Here is a 14,022-nt window from a genome sequence, read left to right as displayed (position 1 = left end):
GGAGCGGTCATGGACATCTTCACTTCGACGCGGTGAGAGCCGTCGGACAGCAGCTCTTCCTGACAGACGTAGATCAGCCCCAGGTCCACAACGTTAATGGGGATCTCCGGGTCGTAAACGTTTTTGAGGCGGTCCAGCACCTGGTCCAGGTTGAACGGCCCCTGCTTCGTCATCATTGATTCGGTGACAGGCTGGCTCAGGCCAAGCGCTGCGGAGTCCCCCGCGCTGATCCGAACGAGGTAGCCCATCTCGGTTTGAACGGTCACGCTATCGCCCAGGGTCTGCGTCACGACAACCTGTTCGCCGGCGTGGAGCACCATCGGCTCTCCGCCCGGAATCACGGTTGCCTGACAGGTCTGGCTGAGTTCAACAGTTCCATATCGGTCTGAGTGCATGCTCATCTACTTCTTGTTCTCCCGGCGGTCGCTGTCTTCGAGGGCGTTGCGCAAGGCCTGCCAAGCCAGGGTGGCGCACTTGACCCGCGTCGGGTATTCCCACACCCCCGACAACACCGCGAGCTTGCCGATCTCTGCTTTCGTCTCGTCGCCCACGGATTCGGTGGTGAGCATGGTGTGGACACGGGCGAACAGCGCGAGGGCCGCGTCCTGTTGCAGGCCCTTCACCGCCATGGTCATCAGCGACGCCGAGGCTTGGGAGATCGCGCATCCGTTACCCACGAAGGCAATATCGGCGACGGCACCATCGACGAGTTGAAGGTACAGGGTCAACTGATCGCCACAGAGCGGGTTGACCGCTTCGATCTTTCGGGTTGCCCCCTCAAGTTCACGAAAGTTACGAGGATTGTGGGCGTGATCGATGATCATGTCCTGATACAGGCCGGCGATTCCCACACTCTGCGCTGGACCGTTCACGACTCGACCGGACGGTCGTCTTTCCTGAACCGGCCGGCGACCATCGACTCCAGCTGCTTCCGCAGCGGTATCAACGTGATCCGGTCGACCATCTGGTGCACGAAGGCGTAGATGAGCAGGCCCCGGGCCTCCTCAAGCGGGATGCCACGCGCACGAAGGTACAGCAAAGCCTCCTCGTCCATCTGGCCCACCGCCGCACCGTGCGTGCACTTCACATCGTCGGTGTAGATTTCGAGTCGCGGTCGAGTGTCGACCTCGGCCCGGTCGGAGAGAATCAGGTTCTTGTTGTTCTGATTCGCATCGGTTCCGTCCGCGCCATGACGAACCATGATCTGGCCATTGAACACGCCGTGGGCGCGACCGTCCAGTACTCCCTTGTAAAGCTGGTGGCTGGTGCAGTCGGTCGCAGCATGGTCGACGAAAATCGTATTGTCGTGGAGTTGATCACCCTGCGGCAGGTAAACCCCATCGAGGCTCACCTCTGCGCCGACGCCATCCAGCAGAACACGAATCTCGTGCCGGGCGATGGCGCCGCCCAGCATGATCGAATGGGATGAGAATCGGCTGCCGCGCGCCTGCCGCACGGACAGCAACGCCACATGGAACGCGGTCACTGGCTCGTTCTGAACCTTATAGTGCTCGATCTGCGAGTCATCGGCCAGCACGAGTTCGGTGACAGCGTTGGTGCAATACACGTCGGCATCGATTCCGGCGTACGTCTCAACGATCGTCGCCCGAGAACCAGAATCAGCGATAATCACCGACCGTGGACTGGAGATCAGCGGAACCCCGCCGGCATCAGAAAAGAACACGAGCTGGATCGGTTCGTCCACGATCGCGCCGGACGTCAGATGGATGAATGCCCCATCCTCCGCCAGCGCGTCGTTGAAGGCCGCGAACGCGTGATGCTCTCCCGGTGTGTGCGCGAAGAACGGTTCGAGCCGGTCAGGCCCCGCCGCCAACACTGCGCCCACACTCGTCACAACGGCACCGGCCGGCAGGCCGGTCAGCCGCGAGAGCGCGGCCACGAAGTGCCCGTTGACGAAGACCAGGCGCGGTCCGCCGAGATCGACCGCCGCAGCGTCGATCACATCTGCCGTCACCCGACTGCCGGACGCCACGGTGGCTGCCTCGAACGGCACGGCCAGGATCGGGGCAAGTCCGGTGTACTTCCAATCCTCGTTCTTGCGGGTCGGGAAGCCGTGCTCACCCACCCACTGGAGGGCAGCCACCCTCGCCTCCGCAAGCCAGTCGGGATCACGCGAACCGAGCCGAGGTTCGAAGCCGGAAAGCACCCCGCCGACCGCGCTCAGCGTCGTCACCGCAACACCCCTACGGGTGTCAGGCGACTCGAATCAGCCTGCTGCGTGCTCGCGTAGCCGTGTTCTTCAAGCTCAAGAGCCAGGTCTTTGCCCCCGGAGCGCACGATGCGGCCGGCGGTCATCACGTGCACCTGATCGGGAATGATGTAGTCCAGCAGACGCTGGTGGTGGGTGATGACCAGCATGCTCCGGCCTTCGTTGCGCAGAGCGTTCACGCCGTTCGCGACGATCCGGAGAGCGTCGATATCAAGGCCGGAGTCCGTCTCATCCAGGATCGCGAGTTTGGGTTCCAGAATCGCCATCTGCAGGATCTCGTTGCGTTTCTTTTCCCCGCCAGAGAACCCCTCGTTCACGGAACGGCTCATGAAGCTCTGGTCCATCTCGACCAGCTTCATCCGTTCTTGCGCCAGCGCCAGGAAGTCCACCGGATCCAGCTCTTCCTCTCCACGCTGGCGGCGCAGGGAGTTCAACGCGGTGCGCATGAAGTACATGTTCCCCACGCCCGGGATCTCGACAGGATGTTGGAAAGCCAGGAATACACCGGCGGCAGCGCGCTCCTCGGGGGACAGAGCCAGGAGGTCCTGACCCTCGTACGTGACACTGCCCGACGTCTGATAGCCCTCACGACCGATCAGGACACTGGCCAACGTACTCTTCCCCGACCCGTTCGGACCCATGATCGCGTGGACCTCACCCGGCTTCAGGTGGAGATCCACTCCTCGCAGAATTTCTTTGTCCTCGATACTGGCGTGCAGTCCGTCAATTTTCAGCATTATCCAACACTTCCTTCCAGGCTTACGGTCAATAGTTTTTGTGCCTCAACGGCGAACTCCATCGGCAACATCTTGAACACTTCACGGCAGAAACCGTTCACGATCATCGACACAGCCTCCTCCTCAGGGATGCCTCGCTGTCGGCAGTACAGCAGCTGCTCCTCACCGATTTTCGAGGTGGAGGCCTCATGCTCAACCTGCCCGGTCTGGTTCTTCACCTCTATATACGGAAGAGTGTGAGCGCCGCTGTCCTTACCGATCAAAAGCGAATCGCACTGCGTGAAGTTGCGCGCTCCGACGGCCGAATGTCGCATATCCACCAATCCGCGGTAGGTGTTCTGGCCGTGACCGGCCGAAATCGCCTTCGAGATGATGGTGCTCTTGGTGTTCTTGCCGATGTGCACCATCTTGCTGCCGGTATCCGCCTGCTGGTGCCGGGCCGTCAAGGCAACGGAGTAGAACTCTCCGACCGAGTTGTCACCCTTCAGGATCACGCCGGGGTACTTCCAGGTGATCGCCGAACCGGTCTCGACCTGTGTCCAGGAAATCCGTGAGTTGCGGCCGGCGGCCATCCCCCGCTTGGTCACGAAGTTATACACGCCACCGTTGCCATCCATATCCCCCGGATACCAGTTCTGCACCGTTGAATACTTAATCTGAGCGTCATCGAGGGCCACCAATTCGACCACTGCAGCATGCAGCTGATTCGTATCACGCACCGGCGCAGTGCATCCCTCGAGGTAACTCACATACGCGCCCTCCTCAGCGATGATGAGGGTGCGCTCGAACTGACCGGTATCCGCAGCGTTGATGCGGAAATACGTCGACAGTTCCATCGGGCAGCGCACCCCCTTGGGGATGTAACAGAATGAGCCGTCCGTGAAGACGGCAGCGTTCAGGGAGGCAAAGAAATTGTCGTTGTACGGGACCACCGAGCCGAGGTACTGACGCACGAGGTCCGGGTGCTCCTGCACAGCCTCCGAGAAGGAGCAGAAAATGACACCGACTTCGGCCAACTTGTCCTTGAACGTTGTCGCAACGGACACCGAATCGACGATCGCGTCCACCGCCACGCCGCTGAGTCGTTCCTGCTCCCCCAGGGAAATACCGAGCTTGTCGAACATCTCCCGCAACTCCGGATCGACCTCGTCCATGCTTGCCAGGTTCTTCTTCGGCTTGGGGGCGGCGTAGTAGATGATGTCTTGATAGTCCACCGGCCCATAGGAGACGTGCTGCCACGTGGGTGGCGTCAGCGTCGTCCAGTGCCGGTAGGCACGAAGTCGAGACTCCAACAGCCACTCCGGCTCATTCTTCTTACTCGAGATCAGCCTGATGATGTCTTCGTTCAGCCCTCGCGGTGCGACGTCGGTATCAAGCTCGGTGAAGAACCCATACTGATATTCTTGGTCCGCTAAATCACGCACCTCGTCAGAAATACCAGGCGTGGTAGTCGGTGCACTCATCTTCGTCTCCATGTCATTTGTTGATAGTTTCGAGCAGCCGACGCATCTCGATCAGCGCTGAGGGGGCAGTGCGGCCACAAGAGGGTGATCCTTGGCGTAAGGACCCACCTTCGCCGCTCCGCCCGGGGAGCCGATGTCGTCGAAGAACTCGACATTGGCCTTGTAATAGTCCGCCCACTGCTCCGGCACGTCGTCTTCGTAGAAGATCGCCTCAACCGGGCACACCGGTTCACAGGCACCGCAGTCTATGCATTCATCGGGGTGGATGTAGAGCGCTCGGTCGCCCTCATAAATGCAGTCAACCGGGCATTCGTCAATACATGCCCTGTCCTTGACATCCACGCACGGCAGAGCGATAACGTACGTCATAGTGCGGCCCGGGTGGAGTGCTCCAGGAATATCTCCGGAGACAACCTCATCAGGCCGCCATCCCAAAAACCAGGGCCGACGGCCTGGACGTGAATGCCGCGTTCGTGACGATATCGGAGCCGGTGGTCGCCTGCACTCCCGGGATCGCCCCTGCACTGGTACTCACCCAATAGTCCCTTCAGTACCGTTGTTCGTTTCGGACGTGGCCGTCGTGGCCAGGGCGTCAACGGGGATGAAGGTCGTACAGACGTGTTCACCCCGGACAAGAGTCGTCCGTCGTTCAACCGGGACGCCGAGCAGTCGCGAAAACGAATCGGTCTCAACGTCACAGAACACCGGGAACTCGGCTGCGACATGCAGAACTGGGCAATGCCCCTGGCACAGCTGCACACCGGCCACGGGCAGGCCCGCCTCGACCGGTCGGATCGATGCTGCGAAACCGTCAGCGCTCAGTACGGACGCCAGTGCCTGCGCGCGGGCGCGCATATCCCCACCTGTCGAGGGCAGCTGCGCGGCATAGCGTCGCTCTAGCTGTGCGCCACGTTCACGGGCGAACTCGCCCACGGCATCCGCCCCGGCGCGCTCGGCGAGAAAGCGTAAGGCCGAGGTGGCCACATCGAGATAGTCACTGTCCATCCCGGCATGACCGGCCTCGGAGAGAATATACGCGCGGGCCGGCCTGCCACGACCACGACCACCGGCCATGGCGACCTCGCGTTCCTCGATGGCGCCCTGCTCGGCGAGCTGATCAAGGTGGCGGCGTACTGCGGCGGGCGTCAACTCCAAACGTGAGGCGAGGTCGGCAGCGGTCAGCGGGCCATCCTTGGCAAGCAACTGCTGGACCCGGTCCCAGGTGCGCTCCTCGACACCATTCGATTCGGGTTTCGACCCGTCTGTACCCTCGGATCCGCGGCGGTGGGTTATTAACATTACATAAGCATGTCCTAATTCGACTCGGCGATCAAGTCTTCGCGTCGACTCAGAGAAAACTTCCGCCTATGGTGGAGCCCAGCCGCGGTCGGAACCCACGAGCACATTGCGGTGCTCCCTGGTGAACGCAAGCGCATCCCATCGCGCGGATCGACTGGGACGTGCGGAAACGTCAGTGATCAGGTATCCACTTCAGCGTTGGCGGCACGTCGGCGAATGGGGAGTGAAGCGTTATTCGGTTCTCCCGAGTGCACGTGTCAGTGGTTTGGGTGCGCCTCAACGGCTGCGTGACGCTTCCGGTTGAGCAGGTATGGCGGGCGCCGCGGCGTCACGCACGATCGTTTCCGTCCCTTCGGCCGTCTCGGCAATCGCCTCCTCTGCTGTCGTGACAGAACTGAATTTCGCCGCACAATGAAACGGCGCGGGCCCTATCTGACATCCTCAGGAACGGTCGCACCCTGCGCGTGCCGGGCGCGCAGCCACGGGATGAGGCCGCCGACCAGGAGCATCTCGATCTGCCGCGTCGAGAGTTCGTGGCGCACGGAGTAGACCTCGTCTCGAGTTGTGTTGCGCACGAGGATCTCCGTTCCGTTCGAGAGCGCCTCACGGATCCCGTCGAGCACGAGCACGTCATCTCGCTTTATGCGATCGTGATCGGCCGCATCCGTGAATTGGAGCGCCAGCGCACCGAAGTTGGCCAGGTTCTGCCAGTGAATTCGGGCGAACGAAACCGCCAGCACCACCCGCAGTCCGAGGAAGCGCGGGGTGATCGCGGCGTGCTCCCGGGAGGAGCCCTGCCCATAGTTGGCACCGGCGACGATCATGTGGCCGGTCGTGTCTCGGGTTTGGGCGGCGCGAGTCGGGTAGGTCGGGTCGACCTGGTCGAAGGTGAATTCGGCGAGCTTGGGGACGTTGCTGCGGAAGGGCAGAACTCGTGCGCCGGCCGGCAGGATCTCATCCGTCGAGATGTCATCACCCACGATCAGGGCGACGGGTGCCTCGATGCGTTCGGAGAGCGGTCCGAATACCGGCAACGAGGAAATGTTCTCCCCCTTGATCAGCTGCACGGCGATGGATTCCTCGGGCGGCAAGGGCTCCTCGAGCATCGCCAGGTTCACGCTCGACACCGCCGGAACTGTGATCTGGGGATATTCCAAGCCGAAGAGCTCGGTCAGGTCTCGCGGATCGGTAATCTGTCCGGTCAGCGCGGCGGCCGCCCCCGTCTCCGGCGAACACAGGTAGACCGAGTCTTCCTGGGTGCCCGAGCGACCGGGGAAGTTGCGCGGCATGGTGCGCAGGCTGATGCTGCCGTTCGCGGGGGCCTGGCCCATGCCGATGCAACCCATGCAGCCGGACTGATGAAGTCTGGCGCCCGCGCCGATCAGGTCCAGGGTCGCCCCCATGATGGTGAGGTCCTGCAGAATCTGACGGGAGCTGGGATTGACGTCGAGGGACAGGCCGGGGAATGCCTGCCGCCCCTTCGTGATGGCGGCCACGATCGCGAAATCGCGCAGGCCGGGATTCGCGGATGACCCGATTACGACCTGCTCGACCGGGCGCCCCGCCACTTCACGTACCGGAACGACGTTGCCGGGCGAGCTGGGAAGCGCAATCAACGGCTCGATCGAAGCCAGGTCGATCTCCTCGGTCACGTCGTAGGTCGCATCCGCATCCGCGACCAGTTCGGTGAAATCCTGCTCTCGCTGTTCGGCCCGCAGGAAGGTTCGAACCTGCTCGTCGGCCGGAAAAACGGTGGAGGTCGCCCCCAGTTCAGCGCCCATGTTGGCAATTACATGCCGATCCATCGCGGTCAGGGTGGCGAGGCCGGGGCCGTAGTACTCGACGATCCTGTTGACACCGCCCTTGACGCCGTGCCGGCGCAGCATTTCGAGGATGACGTCTTTGGCGCTCGTCCACGGCGGCAGTTCTCCTGTGAGCTTCACGCCCCAGATTTCGGGCATCCTGATGTACAGGGGCTCGCCGGCGATGGCTAGGGCCACCTCGGTGCCGCCGACGCCGATGGCCAGCATCCCGAGTGAGCCGGCCGCCGGCGTGTGACTGTCGGAGCCGACCATGGTCTTGCCCGGAACACCGAACCGCTGCATGTGCGTGGGGTGGGATACCCCGTTACCGGCCTTCGAGAACCACAGGCCGAACCGCTGGCAGGCGGAGCGGAGAAAGTCGTGATCCTCCGCGTTCTTGCTGTCGGCCTGCAACAGGTTGTGGTCGACGTACTGCACAGAAACCTCCGTGCGCGCTCGATCCAGACCCAGAGCCTCCAACTCCAGCATGACGAGGGTCCCCGTCGCGTCCTGAGTGAGGGTTTGGTCAATGTGCAGACCAATCTCAGTACCGGGGACCATCTCCCCCGAAACCAGATGCGACGCGATGAGTTTCTGGGCGACGTTGTATGCCACGGGGAGCTTCCTTACTCGATAGCGGTACCCGCCTACATTCGTCGGTGACGAATTGGCCTTCAGGGCATGCCGCTGATCCTCAAAGTACGCCATTGGTGGCGCTGGGCCTAGCTTTCTCGGGGGGAATGGGCACAGGCTGCAGGCGGCTGCCGAGAACCTGCCGATGGCAGACACCCAGGACTTCGCCGACGCGGACCGCGGACTGGTCGCTCGAAGCGTGCAGCGGCAGATTAAGGCGACCGACGGCATCGGCCGACCTCGTCGGAACGCTCACAGCGGCCCAGGTCTTCGACTCCCTCGCCATCCTTATCGACGGTCCCCGGGCCTGGGACCTGCACCTCGCGTTGTGCTGGATGATCACCGACGGCACCGTCAATGTCGACGGTGACTCGACCGACCTCCAAGCCCTGGCTGAGCTGCTCGACCCCGTCGACCCCGACTTCGCCATCGTCACGCCGTAACCATCCCAACCACGGAGGTGCGCTCTTTTAGCCCGGTCGTCAACCTGCATGCACATGCGGATGCCGGTCTCACGCATGATTGCAAAGATGAGTTCGAGCACGATCATGTTCTTGCCGCATTCCAGCCCCCAAAGGTACTTTTGATGCGTGTCCAACTTCTCGGCCAGCTCGCGCTGCGTCAGCCCACTCACGAGGCGCCCCTGGTGAAACATTCGCCCCAGACCCTCGGGACCCTTCACTTCTCCACGTGCAGTCCGGACACCTTCCTCGTGACGGTTCTATCACCTTCAGAGCACCTGACGTCTTTATCACCGTCAAGTGAGCGGTCGGTCATATTCCCGTCATGCGCCATCCGGGCACCATAAGCACTTCGCTTTTGTCCGCCTCTTACTTCGGGGACGGCGTCCCCCTGTCCCGACCGCCCAACCCTATGCGGTCGTTTAGTGCGTTCGGATGCTTCCGTGGCGGGCGAAGGACAGACTCTCGACGATAATGGAGAGAACGATTTCCAGTTCCGCTTCGGTGCGCGGGCCGTAGATCATGAACTCAGTGCCATAGTCCTCATACTGATGAGGCTGGGACCATCCCAGTTCGGTGAGTTCCGCGCCGCGGGCCGCGGGCAGGCAAAGATGAACGCTCGTGTCATGCACGCCGTGGAGATGAACTGGCTCCAAGCGCTTCCCCGGTGCCAGGGAGGTTTCAGGCAAACGCTCGTCCGCCATGTCGACGAGGAAGACGGCGCGTGAAGAGGACGGTGATACCTGGCTGTGACCCTCGACAACGGAGTCGAGTCCAAACGTTTCAGCAACGAGCTGACCCCACAAGCCTGGACTGGATTGCTGGGACAGTTGTGTCTGCGGGCCTTCGGCCGAGACACGAGGGCGCTTGCCCCCACGTGCTGGTGTAGTCATGGATCAAACCTATTCGTCGCCGAGAAGGAAAGAGTGCGCCCGCGAGACGGACCCCCAGCGGGGGCCTCTCACGCGTTACTTTCGGGCGGTCCCGTGACTTTGCTCCGGTTCGCCAGCCGCAAGAATCGCGCTCTTGCGCCGTCCCCAGCGGATGAAAAGCCCGAGAGCCACCACGATCCCCACCACGACGAGAACTTGGACGATCACCCAGAAGTTCCACCAAGAAAAAGCACCGAAGTCCATATCGACCACCCCTCGATTCACGGACACCTGAGAGTCCTACCTCTCCCGAGCTTACGACCCGACGGCTGTTCAGGACAATGCCGCCGTCGAGTCGAGGGCCAGGAGCGAGGCTCCCAAGCGGCCCGAAAGACGGACCTCCAGCGCGACAGATTTAGGCCAAATCACCAGTCGGCCGATCACGGCGATGCCGTGTCACAGGGGAACCCTCTGCGGGACGGCGCGAGGCCGGGCGATTGAGCGCGAAGTCAAAAAAACTAGTTTGACCGTGCGAACGCTCCCGGCTGTTTACGCGTAGTCTTTCGCGGTCGTATCCCAGGCGCAAAGATGGCCACGAAGGCAATCAACGACAGACCGAGTCCGAGCCAGCTGATTTCAACATTCCCTGTTCGTGACATTGCGACTACCAGTGCAAGTACCCCAAAGGAAGCGAAGGCGATGGCGTTTAGCCACAAATATGTCCACCACGCCCACGCGTGCCGTCGGGTCACCAGTACAAGGAGCACTACCCCTACGACGCTCTGCACCACATTCGGGCCGACCGGGTCAGCTTGTTGCATGCTCAAGACCCCGGCGCTGATTTCTGCGGTAACGGCTACGGTCAACCATCCAATTGGGTGCGCGGACCAGACCCTGAACGCGGATCGACCCGAGAAAGACGTTGGTTGGATTGATTGCACCCTTGAATCGTGGCACAGACCGAAAGAACGTGCTCCACGCTGAAACTGCACCGTGAGCTCCATGAAGGCAGACGTTGCCTTCGCCCCGTTTGAGGAACCGCCAGCGCCTCAGGGACGCTGGCTGCGGTTGGTGGGGGAAGCTTTGGCTTCGTGGCCGACACTTCGGGTACCGTCGTTGGTTCAGGCAAGTGGGGACAACGAGGAGGGTAAGTACGGTGAATAAGTCAGATTTGCTCCCGGGGCCGACCGCGCTCGAATTGGCGCGCCACCTTGAGCGCCCAGCAAAAATATGCCTGACGGCCACGGGCATTTCCGCGGCAAGCTATTTTCTTGCGGGAGCAACGGAGGAAACGATCCAGCCCTGGATGTTCCCTATGTTCGCTGTTGCGGTCCTGTCGTTTATCTGGGGGCAGTATCGGATGTTCGCAATGCTCTTCAAGGCGATTCGAGAGGAGAAGGCGGGGTACACCACAACGTGCAATCTTTCCCCTAAGGTGCCTCAAGTTGACTATCAGACCGGGGCGGTTCTGAGAGCGGTGGGGCAGCCTCTGCTTAAGGTTTACACCGCGGAACAGTGGAAGGGAAAATAGCAGGTGCCAGCGGATGCCAGCAGCACGAGGTATGCGGTGTCGGAACGCCTTGCGGGTCGCGCGGGGCTCTGACGGATGCGCCGTGGTCGCCAAAGGATCGTTCGGCTGCAAGCGATGTTCCCGGACAGAACCCAATCGGCCCACGATAGCTGCCTTGGTGCACGCCAGACGATGAACGATACTCTCGACAGAGTGGTGCTGCGGGCGGGAGTGGCAAGAGGGGGAGATCATGAGTAAGCCGTTCGAGATGCATACTCGCATGCGAGTGCCAGGCCCCTCGATGTGGCGTCTGATTATGGCAGCGCTGGCAGTCTGCGGGGTAGCACTGCTTATAGGGGCGGGCGCGATTCTCGTGCTCGTCGTAACGCATGAGAGCCAGCGGGTGGTCCCCTCGGTGTATATCATCCCTGCAACTTTTGTCGTCAGCTATCTGTTGCTCCACTGGGCGTCAAAGCAGAAGGACAAAGAGTGTGCTGCGGGGTACACGACGAGCCCGGGGGGCTACCCCAACTTGGAGCAAGTGGATGCATCGACGGGTTTGATCGTGCGGGCCGCCGGGGAATCCCTGATTGGCCGGAAGGAACAGCGCGCTCGGGTGCAGGCTTTCAAGGCAACCCTGGTGGACTCGTGAAGGCCAGTTCGCTGCGCTGGAGCTCCATCGTTCCACAGGGCGCTTTAGTCGTGGCGATGGTGGGTTTGACCATTTACCGGATTCTCCGGGCGTCGGACGGCGACACCGCGAAGGCGCTCCTGTTCTTCGGGGGTACGCTCGTGGCCCTGAGCGGGGTGCTGCTCGTCGTGGTCTATTATTACCGGCGCGCCGCCGCTACCGGTCGCGGTTTGCTGGAAGTTTTGGACGGGAGGTATCCGGGTCAGGCCTTCGCGATTTTCAAGACCGGTGGACTCCGAGACGACGTCTCCACCCTGCCGGTGGCGCTCAGGGGCGCGGCGTGGGACAAATGGACCCTCTACGCAGTCGTCACCCTCGACGCCCAGTCGATCACCTTCTGGGATGGGTCCGCGAAGAAACCCGTCGTCACGTCACGCCTGGACAGGTCTGAACTTCGAAGCATTGAGCCAGCCCACGAGCCGGCGCTTCTTTTCAAGGCCAGAGCGCTGAAAATTGCCGTGCTGCACGATGGGGTGATGCTGCGCGTCACGTTCTCTCCTGCCCGCACCGGAGACTGGATTTTCTCTCCCACCACTGACTCCTTCACCGTTCTTAACTCCACGCTTGCCACCTCAATGGCCCTTCCTCCTACGACCTAGACCGATGACTGACGACCTCCGGCGTCAGAACCGACGCAGAGAATTGCGGCACGGCGCCCGCGCCCGCAAGGGGGACCTTGAGCGCCCCGGATTTGGGCCCAGTCGTAGACTCAGGGCTGGCCTCGCTCCTCGTTGCACAAGGGAACCCCTTGCGGGTCACGGTCGGATCTCAGGGATGTCCGGTGGTCGCGACAGAGATTGGCCGCTTGGATCGTGAAGTTCGCCTTTAGCGCCCAAATGGCCGGCCGTCGGTGCCTCTGAGCTCCATATGGTGGGTGTTACGCTCGGCAGAACTGTGATGGTGGGTGGGGAGTCTCAGAGGTGGCAATAGTGAGTGAATCATTTGAGTTTCGTGTTCGGTCGAGGGTTGCGGGAATGTCCATGTGGCGCTTGGCCCTCAGCGCACTATTTTTCGCTGCTGTAGCGGTTGTCGGAGGTATTTCGGGTTCAGTGATGATTCTGGTCTCGGGTGTGCTTTTTGAGAACTCTTGGTTGGTGGCGTTCTGGGGCGCCGCATCAGCAAGCCTTATTTTGTCTTTCTTAACGGTGTTTCTTTTAGGTAAGCAGATGAAGCGGGAATTTGCGGCGGGGTACACGACTAGTTGGTTGGGGTATCCGAATTTGGAGCAGGTCGATGAACGTACCGGTCTTATTGTGCGTGCGGCTGGGGAACCCTTGATATCGCGGCAGGAGCACCGCACTCGAGTTCAGGCACTGAGGGCAAGCCGCGTGGACTTGTGAAGGCGAGTTCGCCGCGCTGGGCGGTGATCGCACCGGGGGCTGTGTTCGGTGCGGCCATGGTGGGCCTTACTACCTATCGGATCCTGCGGGCCTCGGGCGATGATCCCGTGAAGGCAGTGGTGTTCTTGGGCGGCCTGATTGGTGCCGTCGCTTGGGCCAACAGGGCAGCCCATGGGAAGAAACGGGTCAGGGAAGCGGCAGTAGCCGGCTTTGGCGCTCTAGCGACAATGAGCGGTTCGCTGGGATCAGTGACAACGCTCGGTGGCGCATATCAGAGGTGGACTTAATGGACGATACTTTCCCGCTGCGCACCCGCAAGACGGTTTCGGGGCTATCAATGTGGCGCCTGATGTGGGCAGGCCGTGCTTGCAGCGCAGTGACGGGCGTAGCGACGGCTTCCGCTTGCGTCGTGATGTTGGTCACAGACTCGACATTTGATAATCCTTGGGTGGTGGCGTTGTGTGGAATTCTGGCCGCCAGTGCCGGTGTTGGTTTCTTGTTTCTCCGCGTCGGGGATAAGCGTAAGGATGCGGAGTTTGCTGAGGGCTACACGACGAGTCGGGTGGGGTATCCGAATCTGGAGCAGGTGGATGAATCGACAGGTTTTATCGTGCGTGCCGCCGGGGAACCCTTGTTGACCAGGCAGGAGCACCGCGCTCGGATGCTTGCTTTCAGGGCAAGCCTGGTGGAATCGTGAAGTCGAGTTCACCGCGCTGGGCGGTTATCGTACCGGGGGCTGTGTTCGGCGCGGCCATGGTGGGCCTCACCATCTATCGGATCCTGCGTGCCTCGGGCGATGACCCCGTGAAGGCAGCGGTGTTCTTGGGCAGTCTGATTGTTGCCTTGGGCGTGGTGGCTGCCATCGTGGTGCTTGCGTATCGTGCCGCGTCGACATCGACCCAGCGCCTGCTGACAGTGCTGGAAGAGAACCACCACGGCCAGGCGTTCGCTATCTTGAAAACCGAGGGTCTGCAAGCAGATGTA

At 61.6% G+C, this 14,022-nt stretch carries 17 protein-coding genes; 7 read left to right on the top strand and 10 right to left on the bottom strand.

Annotated elements, in window-relative coordinates; all coding sequences use genetic code 11:
- The 8 genes from JF66_RS12515 to JF66_RS12480 all read right to left on the bottom strand — a co-directional run.
- On the bottom strand, positions 1-401 hold a 401-nt coding region (locus tag JF66_RS12515; RefSeq protein WP_156109775.1), incomplete at its 3' end, for an iron-sulfur cluster assembly protein.
- A complete protein-coding gene (gene sufU / locus JF66_RS12510; RefSeq protein WP_035878526.1) occupies positions 402-872 on the bottom strand; it encodes a Fe-S cluster assembly sulfur transfer protein SufU in 471 nt (156 codons plus the stop codon).
- Positions 869-2,194, bottom strand: a complete 1,326-nt coding sequence (gene sufD, locus JF66_RS12505) for a Fe-S cluster assembly protein SufD (RefSeq protein ID WP_197059406.1) — start codon at positions 2,192-2,194, stop codon at positions 869-871. Before sufD ends, sufU begins: the two co-directional genes overlap by 4 nt.
- A complete protein-coding gene (sufC, locus tag JF66_RS12500) occupies positions 2,191-2,967 on the bottom strand; it encodes a Fe-S cluster assembly ATPase SufC (protein ID WP_035878525.1) in 777 nt (258 codons plus the stop codon). The genes sufD and sufC overlap by 4 nt, the downstream gene beginning before the upstream one ends.
- Complete coding sequence (gene sufB, locus JF66_RS12495) at positions 2,967-4,430, bottom strand: Fe-S cluster assembly protein SufB (RefSeq protein ID WP_035878536.1); 1,464 nt, start codon at positions 4,428-4,430, stop codon at positions 2,967-2,969. The genes sufC and sufB overlap by 1 nt, the downstream gene beginning before the upstream one ends.
- 51 nt (positions 4,431-4,481) lie before the next feature.
- On the bottom strand, positions 4,482-4,799 hold the full coding sequence (gene fdxA / locus JF66_RS12490) for a ferredoxin (protein WP_035878524.1): 318 nt from the start codon (positions 4,797-4,799) through the stop codon (positions 4,482-4,484).
- A gap of 162 nt (positions 4,800-4,961) precedes the next feature.
- On the bottom strand, positions 4,962-5,729 hold the full coding sequence (locus JF66_RS12485; RefSeq protein ID WP_081882363.1) for a metalloregulator ArsR/SmtB family transcription factor: 768 nt from the start codon (positions 5,727-5,729) through the stop codon (positions 4,962-4,964).
- 428 nt (positions 5,730-6,157) lie between these two features.
- The gene (locus tag JF66_RS12480; protein WP_035878523.1) at positions 6,158-8,146 is read right to left on the bottom strand and encodes an aconitate hydratase; all 1,989 of its coding nucleotides are present in this window, start codon (positions 8,144-8,146) and stop codon (positions 6,158-6,160) included.
- 125 nt (positions 8,147-8,271) lie between these two features.
- On the opposite strand from JF66_RS12480, the gene JF66_RS22305 reads away from it, so the two are divergent.
- The gene (locus JF66_RS22305; protein ID WP_231556404.1) at positions 8,272-8,607 is read left to right on the top strand and encodes an alkyl sulfatase C-terminal domain-containing protein; all 336 of its coding nucleotides are present in this window, start codon (positions 8,272-8,274) and stop codon (positions 8,605-8,607) included.
- Between the two features lie 440 nt (positions 8,608-9,047).
- Here the strand turns inward: JF66_RS22305 and JF66_RS12470 are convergent, their stop codons facing one another.
- Both JF66_RS12470 and JF66_RS23005 read right to left on the bottom strand, forming a co-directional pair.
- A complete protein-coding gene (locus JF66_RS12470; protein ID WP_231556403.1) occupies positions 9,048-9,518 on the bottom strand; it encodes a luciferase family protein in 471 nt (156 codons plus the stop codon).
- Positions 9,519-9,593: 75 nt separating this feature from the next.
- Positions 9,594-9,788 carry a hypothetical protein gene (locus tag JF66_RS23005; RefSeq protein WP_156109774.1) on the bottom strand — a complete coding sequence of 65 codons (195 nt, stop codon included), beginning with the start codon at positions 9,786-9,788 and terminating at the stop codon, positions 9,594-9,596.
- Between the two features lie 865 nt (positions 9,789-10,653).
- Here JF66_RS23005 and JF66_RS12465 point away from each other — a divergent pair.
- The 6 genes from JF66_RS12465 to JF66_RS12435 all read left to right on the top strand — a co-directional run.
- Positions 10,654-11,028 (top strand): hypothetical protein, encoded by a 375-nt coding sequence (locus JF66_RS12465; protein WP_035878520.1) that lies wholly within the window; start codon positions 10,654-10,656, stop codon positions 11,026-11,028.
- Positions 11,029-11,257: 229 nt separating this feature from the next.
- Positions 11,258-11,659, top strand: a complete 402-nt coding sequence (locus JF66_RS12460) for a hypothetical protein (RefSeq protein WP_035878518.1) — start codon at positions 11,258-11,260, stop codon at positions 11,657-11,659.
- Entirely contained in the window at positions 11,656-12,297 is a 642-nt protein-coding gene (locus JF66_RS12455) for a hypothetical protein (RefSeq protein WP_156109773.1), read from the top strand. Before JF66_RS12460 ends, JF66_RS12455 begins: the two co-directional genes overlap by 4 nt.
- 330 nt (positions 12,298-12,627) lie before the next feature.
- On the top strand, positions 12,628-13,038 hold the full coding sequence (locus JF66_RS12450) for a hypothetical protein (RefSeq protein WP_156109772.1): 411 nt from the start codon (positions 12,628-12,630) through the stop codon (positions 13,036-13,038).
- A gap of 286 nt (positions 13,039-13,324) precedes the next feature.
- The gene (locus JF66_RS12440) at positions 13,325-13,735 is read left to right on the top strand and encodes a hypothetical protein (RefSeq protein ID WP_035878505.1); all 411 of its coding nucleotides are present in this window, start codon (positions 13,325-13,327) and stop codon (positions 13,733-13,735) included.
- Positions 13,732-14,022, top strand: a 291-nt coding sequence (locus JF66_RS12435; protein WP_035878502.1) for a hypothetical protein, incomplete at its 3' end; no start/stop codon positions are given. The genes JF66_RS12440 and JF66_RS12435, both read left to right, overlap by 4 nt.

It is taken from the genome of Cryobacterium sp. MLB-32, from assembly GCF_000738085.1.
Lineage (GTDB): Bacteria > Actinomycetota > Actinomycetes > Actinomycetales > Microbacteriaceae > Cryobacterium.
The sequence above is the reverse complement of the archived record's forward strand: the minus strand, read 5'-3'. Positions and strand labels throughout refer to the sequence as shown.

What these genes read in the sequence shown, in the direction of transcription:
- sufC (WP_035878525.1), bottom strand. Translation starts at nt 2,967, where the DNA reads ATGCTGAAAATTGACGGACTGCACGCCAGTATCGAGGACAAAGAAATT.
- sufB (WP_035878536.1), bottom strand. Translation starts at nt 4,430, where the DNA reads ATGAGTGCACCGACTACCACGCCTGGTATTTCTGACGAGGTGCGTGAT.
- fdxA (WP_035878524.1), bottom strand. Translation starts at nt 4,799, where the DNA reads ATGACGTACGTTATCGCTCTGCCGTGCGTGGATGTCAAGGACAGGGCA.
- JF66_RS12485 (WP_081882363.1), bottom strand. Translation starts at nt 5,729, where the DNA reads ATGTTAATAACCCACCGCCGCGGATCCGAGGGTACAGACGGGTCGAAA.
- JF66_RS22305 (WP_231556404.1), top strand. Translation starts at nt 8,272, where the DNA reads ATGGGCACAGGCTGCAGGCGGCTGCCGAGAACCTGCCGATGGCAGACA.
- JF66_RS12470 (WP_231556403.1), bottom strand. Translation starts at nt 9,518, where the DNA reads ATGACTACACCAGCACGTGGGGGCAAGCGCCCTCGTGTCTCGGCCGAA.
- JF66_RS12460 (WP_035878518.1), top strand. Translation starts at nt 11,258, where the DNA reads ATGAGTAAGCCGTTCGAGATGCATACTCGCATGCGAGTGCCAGGCCCC.
- JF66_RS12440 (WP_035878505.1), top strand. Translation starts at nt 13,325, where the DNA reads ATGGACGATACTTTCCCGCTGCGCACCCGCAAGACGGTTTCGGGGCTA.